At 40.8% G+C, this 15,848-nt stretch carries 13 protein-coding genes and 1 riboswitch; of the genes, 9 read left to right on the top strand and 4 right to left on the bottom strand.

The window, feature by feature from the left end; genetic code table 11:
• The first annotated feature begins 88 nt into the window (after positions 1-88).
• The 7 genes from LC090_RS10455 to LC090_RS10425 all read left to right on the top strand — a co-directional run bounded on the left by LC090_RS10455 (position 89) and on the right by LC090_RS10425 (position 9,968).
• Positions 89-2,263 (top strand): malate synthase G, encoded by a 2,175-nt coding sequence (locus LC090_RS10455; protein WP_226657820.1) that lies wholly within the window; start codon positions 89-91, stop codon positions 2,261-2,263.
• A 108-nt stretch (positions 2,264-2,371) separates the two neighbouring features.
• Positions 2,372-3,103 carry a FadR/GntR family transcriptional regulator gene (locus LC090_RS10450; protein WP_226657818.1) on the top strand — a complete coding sequence of 244 codons (732 nt, stop codon included), beginning with the start codon at positions 2,372-2,374 and terminating at the stop codon, positions 3,101-3,103.
• Between the two features lie 14 nt (positions 3,104-3,117).
• Positions 3,118-4,398, top strand: coding sequence for an FAD-binding oxidoreductase (locus LC090_RS10445; RefSeq protein WP_226657816.1), 1,281 nt, complete (start codon positions 3,118-3,120; stop codon positions 4,396-4,398).
• 1 nt (position 4,399) lies between these two features.
• Positions 4,400-5,800 carry a (Fe-S)-binding protein gene (locus LC090_RS10440; RefSeq protein WP_226657814.1) on the top strand — a complete coding sequence of 467 codons (1,401 nt, stop codon included), beginning with the start codon at positions 4,400-4,402 and terminating at the stop codon, positions 5,798-5,800.
• Positions 5,754-7,229, top strand: coding sequence for an FAD-binding oxidoreductase (locus LC090_RS10435; protein WP_425590649.1), 1,476 nt, complete (start codon positions 5,754-5,756; stop codon positions 7,227-7,229). The genes LC090_RS10440 and LC090_RS10435 overlap by 47 nt, the downstream gene beginning before the upstream one ends.
• 13 nt (positions 7,230-7,242) lie before the next feature.
• On the top strand, positions 7,243-8,028 hold the full coding sequence (locus LC090_RS10430; RefSeq protein ID WP_226657812.1) for a fumarylacetoacetate hydrolase family protein: 786 nt from the start codon (positions 7,243-7,245) through the stop codon (positions 8,026-8,028).
• A gap of 152 nt (positions 8,029-8,180) precedes the next feature.
• Positions 8,181-9,968 (top strand): L-lactate permease, encoded by a 1,788-nt coding sequence (locus LC090_RS10425; RefSeq protein ID WP_226657809.1) that lies wholly within the window; start codon positions 8,181-8,183, stop codon positions 9,966-9,968.
• A gap of 42 nt (positions 9,969-10,010) precedes the next feature.
• Here LC090_RS10425 and LC090_RS10420 read toward each other — a convergent pair whose 3' ends face one another.
• From LC090_RS10420 to LC090_RS10410, 3 genes are all read right to left on the bottom strand, one after another.
• Positions 10,011-11,312 carry a nucleobase:cation symporter-2 family protein gene (locus LC090_RS10420; RefSeq protein ID WP_226657807.1) on the bottom strand — a complete coding sequence of 434 codons (1,302 nt, stop codon included), beginning with the start codon at positions 11,310-11,312 and terminating at the stop codon, positions 10,011-10,013.
• Positions 11,299-11,895, bottom strand: coding sequence for a xanthine phosphoribosyltransferase (locus tag LC090_RS10415; protein ID WP_226657805.1), 597 nt, complete (start codon positions 11,893-11,895; stop codon positions 11,299-11,301). The genes LC090_RS10420 and LC090_RS10415 overlap by 14 nt, the downstream gene beginning before the upstream one ends.
• A gap of 99 nt (positions 11,896-11,994) precedes the next feature.
• A riboswitch (purine riboswitch) is annotated at positions 11,995-12,096 on the bottom strand.
• Positions 12,097-12,277: 181 nt separating this feature from the next.
• Positions 12,278-13,294, bottom strand: a complete 1,017-nt coding sequence (locus tag LC090_RS10410; RefSeq protein ID WP_226657803.1) for an LLM class flavin-dependent oxidoreductase — start codon at positions 13,292-13,294, stop codon at positions 12,278-12,280.
• 166 nt (positions 13,295-13,460) lie between these two features.
• Here LC090_RS10410 and LC090_RS10405 point away from each other — a divergent pair, with 166 nt between their 5' ends.
• Positions 13,461-13,718: a hypothetical protein gene (locus LC090_RS10405; RefSeq protein ID WP_226657801.1), complete on the top strand. Its 258-nt coding sequence runs from the start codon at positions 13,461-13,463 to the stop codon at positions 13,716-13,718.
• 60 nt (positions 13,719-13,778) lie between these two features.
• Here LC090_RS10405 and LC090_RS10400 read toward each other — a convergent pair whose 3' ends face one another.
• Positions 13,779-15,416, bottom strand: coding sequence for an L-lactate permease (locus LC090_RS10400; protein ID WP_226657799.1), 1,638 nt, complete (start codon positions 15,414-15,416; stop codon positions 13,779-13,781).
• Positions 15,417-15,573: 157 nt separating this feature from the next.
• Between LC090_RS10400 and LC090_RS10395 the strand changes: the two genes are divergently transcribed.
• Entirely contained in the window at positions 15,574-15,804 is a 231-nt protein-coding gene (locus tag LC090_RS10395) for a hypothetical protein (RefSeq protein WP_159782655.1), read from the top strand.
• Positions 15,805-15,848 lie beyond the last annotated feature (44 nt).

Below are 15,848 nucleotides of genomic sequence, written 5' to 3'. Positions count from 1 at the left end.
ATTAATAACTATTTTTATTATAAGATAATACCTAACAAAAGGACAGTACCACTGCGAGGTCCTGTTATCTTTACAAGGAGGATATACGATGGAAAAGTATACGAAGATTGGCTCTTTACAAGTAGCCACTGAACTTTATAACTTTATTAATTCCGATGTGATTCCGGGTACAGACGTTTCAAGTGATCAATTCTGGAATGGTTTCGGTGATATTGTGAAAGACCTTTCTCCTAAAAATAAGAGACTACTATCAATTCGTGAGGAACTTCAACAAAAAATCAACGATTGGCATCAAGCCAACCCTAAGTACGGCTTCAGTGAGTACAAATCGTTTCTAACAAAATTAAATTATCTTGAGAAGGAAACGGATGACTTTACAATAACCACCCAAAATGTGGACGATGAAATAGCTGTTCAGGCTGGACCACAACTCGTTGTGCCAGTAAACAATGGCCGTTATGCAATTAACGCAGCGAACGCAAGATGGGGAAGCCTATATGACGCCTTATATGGAACAGACGCGATTAGCGAAGAAAACGGAGCAGACAAAGTTGGAAGCTATAATCCAGTTCGTGGAGAAAAAGTCATTGCGTATGCTAAACGTTTTCTTGATTCAGCAGTCCCATTAAAAGAACGAAGCTATTCAGATATAAAAGGGTTTTCGATAGTGCAAGGGATGCTCAAAGTACATTTTTCGGAAACTAATGAAAGCGTTTTATTAGATCAAGATCAATTCGTTGGGTATCAAGGTAGTGAAAATAATCCTGATGCAATTCTATTGAAAAACAATGACATTCACCTTGAAATTCAAATTGATCCATCCAATCCAATTGGTAAAACAGATCCTGCAGGTATTAAAGATGTCTATGTAGAATCTGCCATAACAACGATTATGGATTTTGAAGACTCAGTGGCTGCGGTAGATGCTGAGGATAAAGTACTTGTATATCGTAACTTTCTCGGCCTAATAAAAGGTGACATTGTTGCATCCTTTTCGAAAGGAACAAAGACTATATCACGAACACTGAATCCCGATCGTGAATATATCTCCCCAGACGGTAAAGAATTCTCACTTCGGGGCCGCTCACTCATGTTTGCCCGTAATGTTGGTCACTTAATGACAACGAATGCCGTACTTGACCAATCAGGTAACGAAGTACCAGAGGGTATCCTGGATACAGTCATTACAGGGCTTATCGCAAAGCATGATGTTCTCAAGAATGGCAAATATCAAAATTCTTCTAAAGGTTCCATTTATATCGTAAAACCTAAAATGCATGGTTCAGAAGAAGTGGCATTTGCCAACGAATTGTTTAATCGAACGGAAGATTTACTTGAATTAAAGCGAAACACAATAAAAATAGGTGTCATGGATGAAGAACGTCGCACAACCCTTAACCTTCGAAACTGTATTCGAGAAGTGAAAGAGCGCGTTGTCTTTATAAATACTGGTTTCCTAGACCGTACAGGAGATGAAATTCATACTTCTATGGAAGCAGGACCAGTTATTCGTAAAAATGAAATGAAGAACGCTACTTGGTTACAAAGCTATGAGAAATCAAATGTGCAACAGGGATTGAAAACTGGCTTTTCCGGTGTAGGACAAATCGGGAAAGGGATGTGGGCTATGCCAGACTTGATGGCAGATATGTTAGCACAGAAAGGGAGCCAATTACAAGCAGGTGCTAATACGGCTTGGGTACCTTCACCAACGGCAGCTACTCTTCATGCACTTCACTATCATGAAGCTAATGTTCCTACTATTCAAAGTGAATTAGCAAAAACCACTTCAAACTATCAAGACGACATCCTACAAGTACCATTAGAAGATCGGAATTGGAGCAAAGAAGAAATTCAAGAAGAGCTAGATAATAACGCGCAAGGAATTCTTGGGTACGTAGTTCGTTGGGTCGAGCACGGTGTAGGTTGTTCAAAAGTTCCGGACATTCGAAACATTGAACTTATGGAAGATCGCGCAACTCTTCGTATTTCGAGCCAGCATATGGCGAATTGGCTACATCATGGCATTTGTACTGAAGAACAAGTATTAGAAACGATGAAACGAATGGCCAAAGTTGTAGACGAACAAAATGCAAGTGACCCTGAGTATCGCGCCATGGCAGCCAACTTTGATGCTTCTGTCGCATTTCAAGCAGCTTGCGAGCTGGTTTTCAAAGGAGTAGAACAGCCAAGTGGATATACAGAACCTATTTTGCATAAACGTCGACAAGAAGCAAAAGCAAAGTTGTATGCCAATAAGTAACTGATCTTGCAAAAGTGGCCTTCGGCTACTTTTGCACTCTTTTTACGTGAAATTAACTGAAAAATCTAAAATCATGTTTCGACTTGTCTGATATGTGACTTCTGAAAGGTGGTTATTATTCTGGAATTTAAACGTATTTCTTCTCAAAAAATATCTGAGAAAGTAGAAGAACAAATCGTGAAGCTAATTAAAGAAGGCAGTTACAAAGAAGGGGATAAGCTTCCCTCAGTGAGAGAACTTTGTGATTCCCTTGATGTCGGCCGTTCAGCTGTACGTGATGCCCTGACAACACTGAAAGGGAGAGGATTGGTAGAAACGAGACAGGGTGAGGGAACGTTTGTGACTGGATTTAATCCCAAGCGTTATTTTCAACATATGTTAATGCCCCATCAGAAGGAGCTGGAATCTCTCTTTCAAGTAAGAGAGATTTTAGAAACGAGCATTGTCAAACTAGCTGCAGTAAATCGCAAAGAACACGATCTCATTTCCATGAGAAAAACACTCAATCACATGAGTGAATGCCAATACGATGAAAGCGGTTATCATGATTGTCAATTCCATATGGCGATCGCTAAAGCATCTGGAAATAACATTTTACAAGAATTACTTGAATCGATTTCATCCACAATGGCAAAGTCAATGGCTGATTTCCATTGTCTAATTGCTTCGAAACCTGAACTAATTCATGACATCCATCATCAGCATGAATTAATAATGGATATGATTGTTTGCGAAGATGTTTCAGGTGCTAACGAAGCGATGCTACTTCACTTATCCTATGTAAAAAATCATATGAGAAAAGGATTCTCGATTCGCTCTGAATTTATTGAGACCATTTGAAGGGAGGGGAGAATTTGGACGAAATACTGTTAGAAGGCTCATTGACCGAATTGGCTGACCGGTTTGGTAATATTACTTCAAATATCCTTTATCCAGAGTCGGAAAAAGAAGTTGCAATGATGGTAAAGGAAGCAAACAAAGTAGGGAAAAAACTCGCTATTGTAAGTGGTGGTACTAAACTAGGATACGGCGGGATAAAGCCCGAGTACGACTTTACTCTTTCTCTAAAGAAATTAACCGGTATCGTTGAACATACACCAGGAGATATGACAGTAACAGTAAAGCCAGGTACTACCATGCAGACCCTTCAACAATACTTGAAACAGTACAATCAGATGGTCCCATTAGACCCAGCTTACGCATCGGCTTCTACGATCGGTGGAGTCGTAAGTGCAAATGAAAGTGGACCGAAACGTCTAAAATACGGGGCTGCACGTGATCACGTCATCGGCATGCGTATTGTTTATCCTGATGGAAAAATTATTCGTACAGGCGGAAAAGTAGTGAAAAATGTGGCTGGCTACGATATGAACAAATTGTTTATTGGCGCCATGGGAACTCTCGGAGTCATTACGGAAATCACATTAAAGTTACGTCCACTTCCAAAATACTCAAGTATAGTCACATTAAGCGTGCAAGAGGATGCCCTTCATGATTTGAAAGCATTCATTATACAACTTCAGGATTCTACGATTGAACCAGTTTCTCTTGAACTCGTGAACCCAATGCTATCCAAAAACTTGTTTCATAAAGAGGAATATCATTTAATAATCGCACTTGAAGACGTTAAAAAAGCAGTTCTTTTTCAAGAAGCATGGATTGATGAAAACAAACCGACAAAAGCAATGATGAACGTTTTAAAACATAGTGAAGACTTCTGGACAACATTTAATGAGCTAACACCGAACAGTCAAAACGATTTTCATGATACGACTTCTGGTGTTATGAAAGTTGGAACAACCAATATGGGAGTATTCCCACTACTTCAGGAATGTGATCGATTGAATCTTGAAAGTAACGTCCAGATTCTTGCACACGCTGGAGCCGGGCACGGACTTAGTACAATTATCTTCTCTGGATTGCCTGAAAACGTCGTTCAATCGATTAGGCATATCCAAACATTTTCTGAAGAAAGTGGTGGATACGGAATAGTCAAACATCTTCCTTTCGAACTTAGAAAACACTTGAACACCTGGGGGCAACAAAAAGATTCTTTCTATTTAATGAAAGGAATTAAACAGAAGATTGATCCCAAAAACACGCTGAACGAAAAGCGTTTTATAGGAGGAATATAGTATGAGTTTAAAAGAAAAAGAGCTAATGAAGAACTCACCTCCTTGTTCATCTAACAGTTTAAGTAATTACCTGTGGGAGGATCATCCTGATGAAGAGAAGTGGGCAGACTGTGTTCATTGTGGTATGTGTCTCGAATCATGTCCTACTTATTTAGAAACAGGGCAGGAACAACATTCACCACGAGGACGTGTTCATCTAATTAAATCGGTTGCAGAAGGAAAGCTTGAAGTAAATGAACAGTTTATGGATCCCGTATTTCAGTGCCTGGATTGTCGTGCATGTACAACTGCTTGCCCTGCAGATGTTGATGTTGGTGGGTTGATAGAAGAAGCACGTGGTCAGGTAAGACAGGCCATGCCGTTAAAAGGCGTTAAGCGAGCAGTCAGCAGTTTCTTCTTAAAAGGGATATTTCCCCATCAAAATCGTCTCCAAGCAGCTGGCGGGTTATTAAAATTCTATCAAAAGAGCGGGCTTCAAAAAGCGGTTCGGTCGACAGGGCTTCTCCGTATTATGCCTGATCACCTCGTCGAAATGGAAGCCATAATGCCTGAGATTCACCAATCAACTCACCAAAAGTATAAAAATGTTGAGATCATTCCGGCAAAAGGAAGTTCGAAAGCACAAGTTGCGATGTTGAAGGGATGTATCATGGACGTGATGTTTAGTGACATAAACCAATCAACCATCAATGTTCTTACTCATAACGGAAATGATGTTGTGCTTCCTAAAAAGCAAACGTGTTGCGGCGCATTGCATATCCATGCAGGAGATCGAGAAACCGGGAAGAAACTTGCTAAACAAAACATTGAAGCCTTTCAAGATGCAGAAAAAGTCGTGGTAAACGCAGCAGGATGTGGATGTGCTTTGAAAGAATATCCGGAGCTTTTCCGACATGATCCAGAATGGAAAGCGAAAGCAGAAGCGTTTTCTAAAAAGGTAGAGGACATTTCAAAATATCTTTATGATACAGGATATGAGAAGCCACAAAGTGCAATCAACAAACGGATTACTTATCACGATGCCTGCCACCTTGCACATGGACAAGGTGTTCGTCATGAACCAAGGCAGTTATTAAAAGATATTCCGGGCGTCGACTATGTTGAACAGCCAAATGCAGATACCTGTTGCGGCAGTGCCGGCATATATAACATTACAAATCCCGAAATGGCTTCCGCTGTTCTAGAACGAAAGATGGAAAATGTCCCCAAAGACGTTGAGATGATTTCGATGGGAAATCCAGGATGTATGCTTCAAATGGCAATCGGTGTACAAAAATACGGACGTGGCGGAAGAATTGTACACACTGTTCAGTTGCTTGATTGGGCCTATCAAGCAGATGCAAAGAAAGGAGTGAATGATGGTGTTATTAGCGAAAAAGAAGAAAGCACAGATAGATCCTGACATTCTTGCTCTCACAAAAATAGTAGGATCTAAATCCATTCTTCATCATAAAGAAGATCTACTATCCTACGATTGTGATGGATTTACGATTCATAAAGCAATGCCAAAAGCTGTGATTTTCCCTAAAAATACAGATGAAGTAGCAGCTGCTGTCAAATATTGTGCTAATCATGCCATCCCTTTTCTTGCTCGTGGTGCTGGAACGGGACTAAGTGGAGGGGCGATCCCCTTAAATAATGAAGTTATCATTAGCTTAGTAAAAATGAAAAATCTTTTAAGTGTCGATTATGAAAACAGAAAGGCAGTAGTCCAACCTGGATTTGTGAATTTAAAACTAACAAACTCCATTTCTCATAAAGGATATTACTATGCACCTGATCCTTCTAGTCAATACGTTTGTACCATTGGTGGAAATGTAGCCGAGAATGCTGGTGGGGCGCACTGCCTGAAATACGGAGTGACTACGAATCATATTCTCGGCCTGGAAGTTGTGCTTCCAGATGGAGAAGTGATTGAAATCAGTCCTAACGGTATTCTAGATACTCCAGGATACGATATTCTTGGAATCCTAACAGGTTCAGAAGGCACGCTAGGGATTGTGACAAAAATTACCGTCCGTATTCTTAAAAACCCTGAAGCTAAGAAAACAGTTCTGGCTTATTTTGATCGAGTGGAAGATGGTAGTCATGCCGTTTCTGACATTATTTCAGCAGGTATAATACCTGCTGCACTCGAAATGATGGACCAAACCGCGATTGAAGGGGTAGAAGCAGGTGCTTTTCCGGTTGGACACCCTCCTGATATCGAAGCTCTTCTATTAATAGAAGTAGATGGAATTGCTGAAGGGATCGCTGAACAAATCGAACAAATCTTGTCTGTCTGTGAGAATCATCATGTACGTGACGTCAAAGTAGCGCGTGATGAGAAGGAACGCGATCGCTGGTGGGCAAATCGAAAGACAGGCTTTGGAGCGATGGGAGCTATTTCACCAGACTATCTTGTACAGGACGGTGTCATTCCAAGAAGTAAACTTCCTGAAGTTCTTAAAGAAATAAGGAACATTAGCAAGGAGTACAGCCTTCGAATAGCTAATATTTTCCATGCAGGCGATGGCAATTTGCATCCGCTTATCCTGTTTGATTCTAGAATTGAAGGAGAAACAGAAAAAGCATTACTGGCGGGTACTGCATGCCTGAAAGCCTGTGCAGATGCAGGAGGATCCATTACAGGTGAGCATGGGGTTGGAATAGAGAAAAAAGAAGAAATGCGATTTATTTTTAGTGATGAAGAACTTGAAGCTCAAACCGCCATCAGAGATGTATTTAATCCCCATAACTTATTGAACCAAGGAAAGCTTTTCCCAACTCCAAGCAGATGTATGGATATTAAAAAGGTGGTCAATGAAACTTCACTTACAAAATCAACATAAAGGAGCTATTAATATGAAATTTGGTAGATTTAATTACAAGGATAAGATTCAATTTGGTGTAATTGAAAAGGATAATGTCACGGTAATTGAAGGAAACCCACTTACGAATTGGTCCTATACAAGTGAGAAAATCTCATTAGATGACATTGAGCTACTTGCTCCAATTGCACCAAAGAACATTATAGGAATCGGGGCAAACTACGTCGATAATAAACAATCACTCCCTAATCAAATCCCTGAAATGCCAGTGTTTTTCTTCAAGCCAGCAACTTCAGTGATTGGCCCTAGTGAAGAGGTTATCATTCCAAACCAACTACAAGAAGTGAAATTCGAATCTGAACTCGCCGTAGTCATTGGGAAAGAAGCTAAGAATATTGACAAAGAACACGCACTTGATTATGTTTTTGGCTACACTGTCGGAAACGATGTAACGGCACCTCAATTTTTTCATAAAGATGGTCACTGGACGCTTGGAAAATCATTCGACACATTTACACCGCTTGGACCCGTTATTGAAACAGAATTAAACCCATATGACATTCACGTAACAGCCAAGGTAAACGGGGAAGTGAAACAAAACAGTCCAACAGAGTGGATGATTGTCCCTATAAAAGAAATGATTGCTTATCTTTCAACGGTTATGACATTACATCCTGGTGACGTGATCCTTACAGGAAGTCCTACAGGAGCGCATTTTGTAAAAGACGAAGATACCGTTGAATGTTTTATCGAAAAAATCGGTTCTCTAACGAATACGTTCAAGCATGCCGATTCACGTGTTCACGTCTCCCAGAAATAATCCGGGGCATTTCTCCAAATAGTGTTAAAGTTACCTAAAGATTTACTGTCTGCAAACAGATTACATACAACCTTACGAGAATAGGCAGCATTGATGGAAGAAAGGAGAAATGGGTTGCATTACGAACAAATATAAATATTGGAGGATGAGCAATGAGTACAGGATTATTAGCAATTCTTTCGTTACTCCCGATTGCTGCAGTAGGAATTTTCCTTGTAGGGTTACGATGGCCGGCAAGTAAGGCGATGCCTGTCTCCTATATCGTGGCAGTGGTACTAGCTCTATTTGTGTGGAAAGTTCCCGGCGCTACCGTAGCAGCAGCATCGGTAAATGGATTAGTTGTTGCCGCTACTTTGCTGTATATTATCTTCGGAGCCATTCTACTCTTAAATACACTACAAGAAAGTGGTGGAATTAAAACGATTCGAGAGGGCTTTATTGGTATATCACCTGACCGCCGTATTCAAGTCATTATCATCGCATGGCTTTTTGGTTCATTTATTGAAGGATCCGCAGGTTTCGGTACCCCAGCAGCAGTAGCTGTGCCGCTTCTAGTCGGTCTTGGATTTCCTGCTATGGCTGCCGTTATTGCAGGTATGGTGATCCAAAGCACACCTGTTTCTTTTGGTGCAGTCGGAACGCCAATTCTTGTAGGTGTTCAATCTGGTCTTGCTGCTGATGCAAGCATCACGAATGATTTCCTTGCTCTTGTCACGATGGTCGGAGGGCGGGTCGCGATTCTTCATGCTATCGTAGGTACACTCATTCCTTTATTTGTTGTCGCACTGATGACTCGTTTCTTTGGTAAAAACAAATCCTTTCGGGAAGGCATAAAAGTCTGGAAATTTGCTTTGTTTGCTGCTTTCGCCATGACGATTCCATACGTTATTGTCGCAAACATCTTAGGTCCAGAATTCCCATCAATGATAGGGGGGCTAGTTGGACTCGCTATTGTGGTCACAGCAGCGAAAAAAGGATTCCTCATGCCTCCTCCTGAGGAGCAGTGGGATTTTGATGATAAAGCAAACTGGGATCCTTCTTGGTCAGGAAGTATTGAAATTAAAGATATTGCTCATAAAAGTGGACATATGTCGATGGTCCGCGCGTGGACCCCATATATCCTAGTTGGTTTACTTCTCGTAGCAACTAGATTGAAAGCGCTACCATTAATTGATTGGTTTCAAGCTTGGACTGTTTCAATACCTAATATTTTTGGTACTCAAATTTCGTCGAGCTTTCAACCGCTTTACTTACCAGGTACGATTTTTATACTTGTCTCACTCATCACATTTGTTATTCATCAAATGAATACGACAGCCTATGTTCGAGCATGGAAACACTCCGGTAAAACGATGATCGCCGCTTCAACTGCACTCGTTTTCACCGTTCCTATGGTTCAAGTATTCTTAAATTCAGGAGGCGGAGGGGCAGGATTTGATAAAATGCCTCTAGAACTTGCTAATGGTGTAGCAGCTCTAACAGGTGATTTTTGGCCTCTCTTTGCTTCGTTCATTGGAGGTATCGGGGCATTCATAGCCGGTAGTAATACGGTCAGTAATATGATGTTTTCCTTATTCCAATATGATGTAGGAGCTCAAATAGGTGTAGATGCTCCTTGGATTGTCGCTCTTCAAGCTGTAGGAGGAGCTGCAGGGAACATGATCTGCGTTCATAACGTAGTTGCGGCTTCCGCAGTTGTTGGACTAGTGGGTAAGGAAGGGGACGTTATCCGTAAAACACTTATCCCATTTATTTATTATGCAACAATGGCTGGTGCACTCGGTTATTCAATTGTGTGGACATCAGAAAAGGGGATATTTAATCTTGGGACGATTATCGCCACCCTCATTGGAGTTGCAGCAATTTATATCATTGCAACGAACCGTTCTCGAAGTCCAGTTATTAGCGTGGATAATAACCCATATAAATCTGTTAAATAAAGAACAAAAGTACCTGCCGATTATGGCAGGTACTTTTGTTTGTTACGAAGCTTTTGATTTAATCACGCGATCTTGTATTAATTTTCTTTTTGGTTTCACATGAAAGAAGAGGTTTAAAATAATCGCAGTCACACTTCCAGCGACAATCCCATTGTCTGTTAGAATTTGAATGCTTGATGGTAAGCGATCAAACACAGTAGGAGCTGCTGTAACACCAAGACCAATACCGATCGAACACGCGATGATGAAAAGATTTTCTTCAGAACTAAAATCAACTCGTGTAAGCATTTTTATTCCATAGGCCATTACCATTCCAAACATGATGAGCATTGCTCCACCAAGGACAGGTGCAGGTATAATCGTTGTAAGAGCGCCCATTTTGGGAACAAGCCCTAAAACAACCAAAATCCCTCCGACAAGATAGATGACCTGTTTCTTCTTTATACCAGATAGTTGGATCAAACCGACGTTTTGAGAGTAAGTAGTATAAGGAAATGCGTTAAATAATGCACCCAAAACAATGGCTAAACCTTCAGCACGATATCCTTTTTTCACATCTTTCTCTGAAAGTTCCTCGTCACAAATATCACTTAAAGCAAAGTAGACACCAGTTGATTCAACCAGACTAACCAGCACCACAAGAATCATCGTAAGAATAGCTGTGAGTTCAAAGGTGGGTACGCCAAAATGTAAAGGTTCAATCATATGAAACCAAGAAGCTTCTTTAACTGGAGATAGATCCACCATTCCCATCAAGCTAGCTACAATTGTTCCTATCACAAGGCCAATTAAAATGGCAATCGATCGAATAAAACCTTTTGAAAGTCGCGTAAGCACGATAATAAAAAGCAAGGTACCTAATGCAAGTGCAAGATTACGGATCGAACCGAAATCTTCAGAACCCTCTCCGCCAGCCATGTTACCCATCGCTACAGGTATGAGCGTAATCCCGATGATTGTGACGACAGAACCTGTCACAACAGGAGGAAAGAAGGCGATTAATTTACTAAATACAGGAGAGATAAGAACAACAAATATCCCCGCTGCTAGAATAGCACCGTATATCGCTGTAATACCGTACTGTCCCCCAATTGCAATCATAGGTCCAACAGCGGTGAACGTACAACCCAGTACGACAGGAAGACCGATTCCAAAGAAACGATTCTTCCAAACTTGTAGAATTGTTGCAATCCCACACATGAAAATATCGATTGAAACGAGATACGTCAAATCAGTCCCCGTTAAACCAAGTGCGCCTCCAACAATTAGCGGAACAACTACCGCTCCTGCATACATAGCAAGAACATGCTGGATACTAAGAGAAGTATATTTAAATAGATTCATTCATCGCTTCCTCCTCAGCAAATGTAACCCTACCGACTTCTAAGCTTGATAAAATAGCTAGTGACTCGACACGATGACCTTGCTCTCTCAAACGTTTACCACCTTCTTGAAACGCCTTTTCAATGACAATGCCAACACCAGCTATCGTTGCACCTGAATCTTCAACCACTTTTAATAAGCCCTCTGCCGCTTGTCCATTTGCTAGAAAGTCGTCAATGATTAAGATATGATCCTGATCGGATAAAAATTTACTAGAAACCGAGATAGAACTCGTTTCTTGTTTTGTAAAAGAATACACTTCGGCAGTTAATAAATTTTCTTGAAGGGTAAGGGATTTTTTCTTTCTTGCAAAAATGAGAGGCACATTTAATTGAAGAGCAGTGAATACAGCAGGTGCAATTCCTGAAGATTCCAACGTTAACACTTTCGTCACTCCTTCTTGAGCAAAACGAGATGCAAACACTTCTCCAATTTCTTTCATTAAAACGGGGTCAATTTGATGATTAAGGAAAGTATCCACTTTTAATACCTGATCAGATAACGCGATGCCTTCTTGTAGAATCTTCTTTTTTAAGCTTTCCATAGCAATTCCTCCTTTAAATACAAAAAATCCGCAGAACATCGTACCCACTAAAGAGTGAGCAAAATATCCTCCGGGCTGTTGATAAGAAAGAGAATCGACCATAGAAGGTTGCTCACTCATAGTCGGATCATTTACGGTGAACCGGTAGAAACTTGCAAGCCATATTCTTGCGGTTATATGAGTGATGATGCGAATTCGGTTATGAATGGTATTATAAACCAACACTTAAATCTTTGTAAACAAAAACTTAACAATACCTACTTAAAGAAACAATTACGTTCGTGATTTGGATATAAAATTTGTAAGTTGTTTGAAACACCAATGATCTTTATTGATTTTTCCATTAAAAAGCCGGATTCATTGAATCCGGCTTTTGTTCGAATTAACCCTTTGTTATATCAGAAAGGAGTTTATAAGACTTCTTCCTTTTATCGTGATCATAGATCGATGAAATAACCATCATTTCATCCGCTTGCGTTTCATCAAGGAACTCTTGCATTTTTCTTTTAACCGTTTCCGGTCCACCCACAATAGAGGTGGCGAGCTGTTGATGAAGGGCTGCTAATTCATATTCACTAGCGTTTAATTTCTCAACTGGCGGCTGCATCGGTGCTTCGTGATTGCGGATCAAGTTAAGGAATTGTTGCTGAAGTGTCGTAGCAAGGAAGTTTGCCTCTTCATCTGTATCCGCAACAATCACATTGACGCCTACCATTGCATATGGAGCATCCAATACTTTTGAAGGCTTAAAATGGTTTCGATAAGTTTCGAGTGCACTAATTGTATTTTTTGGTGAAAAATGACTAGCAAATGAATAAGGTAGACCTAGTTCTCCAGCAAGTTGAGCACTATACAAACTTGATCCAAGTAACCAAATTGGAATTTCTAGCCCTTCACCGGGAACGGCTCGAACTGGCGAAGTACCCTGGCTTAAGGTAGGGTCGAAGTAAGATCGTAATTCACCGAGTAGATCGGGAAAGTCCTGCCCCATTGATCCTTGCCCCCGTCTTAAGGCGAATGCAGTTCGCTGATCTGTACCTGGTGCGCGGCCTAGACCTAGATCAATTCGTCCTGGGAAAAGTGATTCAAGAGTTCCAAATTGTTCCGCAATAACTAGTGGTGAATGGTTCGGTAGCATAACGCCTCCTGAACCGACGCGAAGAGTAGACGTTCCCGCAGCAACATGTCCAATGACAACTGACGTAGCAGAACTTGCGATAAAGGGCATATTGTGATGTTCTGCTAGCCAAAAACGATTGTAACCTAATTTTTCTACGTGTTGAGCTAAGTCTCTTGATCGATGAAGAGCATCCGAAATCGCCCCAATTTCCTTAACGGGTGCTAAATCAAGAACGGAATATGAAATATCTTTTAATTGTTTTTTCGTTTGTTCAGACATACGTTCATCTTCTTTCTATTTAATAGATTTCTCACTTCAATAAAAACCCAATTTCAATTCTATCAGGGGCTTCATATAATAGAAAATAATCCGCTCATTACCAGGTATGTCAGAGTGATTGTTTGTACATACTAGTTACTAGAATCAGTTATTAGGAGGGAAGAGAGTGGAAGATTCACGTTATCGAATCATGTTTACCTATCGGATGAGAAGCGTTGGGTTCCTTTGTTTACATTGTTTTGATACGATTGAAAAACAAATCGTTACTGTACCTGTTTATAGTGGTTACAATGGAGTGGAGATCGATCACGATTCTATGCAGCGTTTTCCAAAAGAATTACTTGAAACGGTTCGTAATGAAAAAGAGAAGATTGACGATGGCTTCTATTCCATTCGAACCTGGGACGTTGAAAATCTTGGATAAAAAAAATGATCCGATGTTGCATGCAACATCGGATCATTCGTTTACTTTAGAGGCATCAAGTTAATACACCATAATTGCAACCCACCCGAGTACGCCAGAAGCAACCGCATAAAACAACATTGGCCCCATCGTCATTCGAATAATCGTTCCTTCTTTCCCAACCATCCCAACAACAGAAGCGGCTGCGACTACATTTAACACACATATCATATTCCCCGCATTTGCTCCAAGTACTTGAAGTGAAAGGACGAGCTGTTCGTTCATTTGAAGCTGGTCTGCTACGCTGAATTGAAACAGCGAAAACATCATATTACTAAATGTCGCACTACCTGAAATGAATGATCCGAGCGCACCGATAAATGGTGATACAAGAGGCCATGCACCTCCAACAGCGTTCGCAACAAGTGTCGCAAGCTCCATTGGCATGCTCAGGAGATCAGAACGATTAATTCCTGAATTAATAAAAATCCTCACCATTGGGACCGCTGTTCCAAGTGCAATGACTGTACCAACCATCGTTTTCAGTGAATCCATCAAAGTATCTTTTACAGCTTTAAGAGTCATTTTATGCAGAAAGATAGTTACTAATATAACGACGATAAAAATAGTCCCTGGTAAATACAATGGTTCAAAAGAAGTACTGATCTCTGTTCCGAGAATTTCTTTCCAGCCTATCTTAACCGAGCGGAGCCATCCTTTTATCGGAAGGAAATCTAACCGCGTAAGCACTAATAAAACGGCAACAAGCAAATAAGGAAGCCAAGCAAGCCCTAATGAGAGAGTATGATGAGGTTTCAAGTTCGTTTGGTTTACATGCTTGAAATCCCATGGCTCATCAGGAAGAAGGAAGCCTCTTTTCGCAGCAGGAATAACAATGGAGAGACCAACAAGACCACCAATAATCGATGGAAATTCGGGTCCTAGAAAAGTAGCCACAATAAAAGCAGGAACGGTAAAGCTAGATCCAGCAAATATGGCGAATTTCCATAAAGCGAGTCCTTCTTTCCAAGAATGATTTTCACCAAAAAAACGCGTTAACATTATCACTAAGATGAAAGGAATTAACGTGCCGACAAAAAGGTCAATCATGACAGCACTTTGAGTAACTGCGTGTAAATACTCTCCCATTGACTGGCTACCAATGGAAGTTGCCACTTGATCTGCGACGGCTGGTCCCTGACGAAGCCCCTGATCTACACCAACAATAATAGGTGTTCCAACCGCTCCGAATGAAACTGGACTACTATCTGCAATAAGCGCCATCGTAACCGCGGAAAGAGGAGGGAACCCAAGAGCAACAAGAAGCGGAGCTCCAATTGCAGCCGGCGTCCCAAATCCAGCTGCTCCTTCAATAAATGCCCCAAACAACCAGGCAATAATAATGAGTTGAACCCGACGGTCCATCGATATGCCCATAAATCCCGCTCGAATCGCATCAATCGCTCCACTGTTTCGTAACGTATTTAAAAGCAGGATTGCTCCAAATACAATCCAAATAATCGATATAGCAATGATCAGCCCTTCCATAGAAGCTGCCACTATTTGTATAAATGGTATTTTCCAAATAAAAAAAGCAACGGCTGCAGTAAGTAGTAAACTTCCTGGCATGGCGGTAGTAGCCGGAAGACGTAGTAGGACGAGCAAGATAAAAACCGCAAGAATCGGCGTTAATGCCGCAAAAAGTTGGAGTCCATTCATGTTTCTCACCTTCTCTACGAGGTTAATGTGATTTCCTTCACATATAGCTTATCTAAAATCACTAAAACATTAAGTGACAAACATCACACTTTAAAACAAACCGATAAGTGAAAATCTGTTAAAATAGCTGTGAAGCGATCATGAAGGAGCTGTTTTTATGCTGAAAAAAGTTGACTATTTTTTCTATCCTGTTGATGTTACCCAACCTACTGGAGCAGAAGTCACGTATTATTGGGAAATTAGCGTGGCCGAATACGAAGGAAAAATTTATGCGTATGCGAAAGCAGACGAATTTGGAAGGAAAATTCGCTGGCATCAAAGCGATCAGCCGGACAAAGAAAGTGCTCTAGCTGTCATTCAAGAAAAATGCAAAACGCAAAGCAAGTAGAAAAAAGCTAGCGACATTCGCTAGCTTTTTTAGCACATCGTAAC

The sequence above is a fragment of the Guptibacillus hwajinpoensis genome, assembly GCF_020524165.1.
GTDB lineage: Bacteria > Bacillota > Bacilli > Bacillales > Guptibacillaceae > Guptibacillus > Guptibacillus hwajinpoensis_D.
Note: the sequence above shows the minus strand (reverse complement) of the source record. Positions and strands in the feature narration are given on the sequence as shown.

What these genes read in the sequence shown, in the direction of transcription:
- LC090_RS10430 (WP_226657812.1), top strand. Translation starts at nt 7,243, where the DNA reads ATGAAATTTGGTAGATTTAATTACAAGGATAAGATTCAATTTGGTGTA.
- LC090_RS10395 (WP_159782655.1), top strand. Translation starts at nt 15,574, where the DNA reads ATGCTGAAAAAAGTTGACTATTTTTTCTATCCTGTTGATGTTACCCAA.
- LC090_RS10455 (WP_226657820.1), top strand. Translation starts at nt 89, where the DNA reads ATGGAAAAGTATACGAAGATTGGCTCTTTACAAGTAGCCACTGAACTT.
- LC090_RS10415 (WP_226657805.1), bottom strand. Translation starts at nt 11,895, where the DNA reads ATGGAAAGCTTAAAAAAGAAGATTCTACAAGAAGGCATCGCGTTATCT.
- LC090_RS10420 (WP_226657807.1), bottom strand. Translation starts at nt 11,312, where the DNA reads ATGAATCTATTTAAATATACTTCTCTTAGTATCCAGCATGTTCTTGCT.
- LC090_RS10440 (WP_226657814.1), top strand. Translation starts at nt 4,400, where the DNA reads ATGAGTTTAAAAGAAAAAGAGCTAATGAAGAACTCACCTCCTTGTTCA.
- LC090_RS10410 (WP_226657803.1), bottom strand. Translation starts at nt 13,294, where the DNA reads ATGTCTGAACAAACGAAAAAACAATTAAAAGATATTTCATATTCCGTT.
- LC090_RS10400 (WP_226657799.1), bottom strand. Translation starts at nt 15,416, where the DNA reads ATGAATGGACTCCAACTTTTTGCGGCATTAACGCCGATTCTTGCGGTT.
- LC090_RS10425 (WP_226657809.1), top strand. Translation starts at nt 8,181, where the DNA reads ATGAGTACAGGATTATTAGCAATTCTTTCGTTACTCCCGATTGCTGCA.
- LC090_RS10435 (WP_425590649.1), top strand. Translation starts at nt 5,754, where the DNA reads ATGATGGTGTTATTAGCGAAAAAGAAGAAAGCACAGATAGATCCTGAC.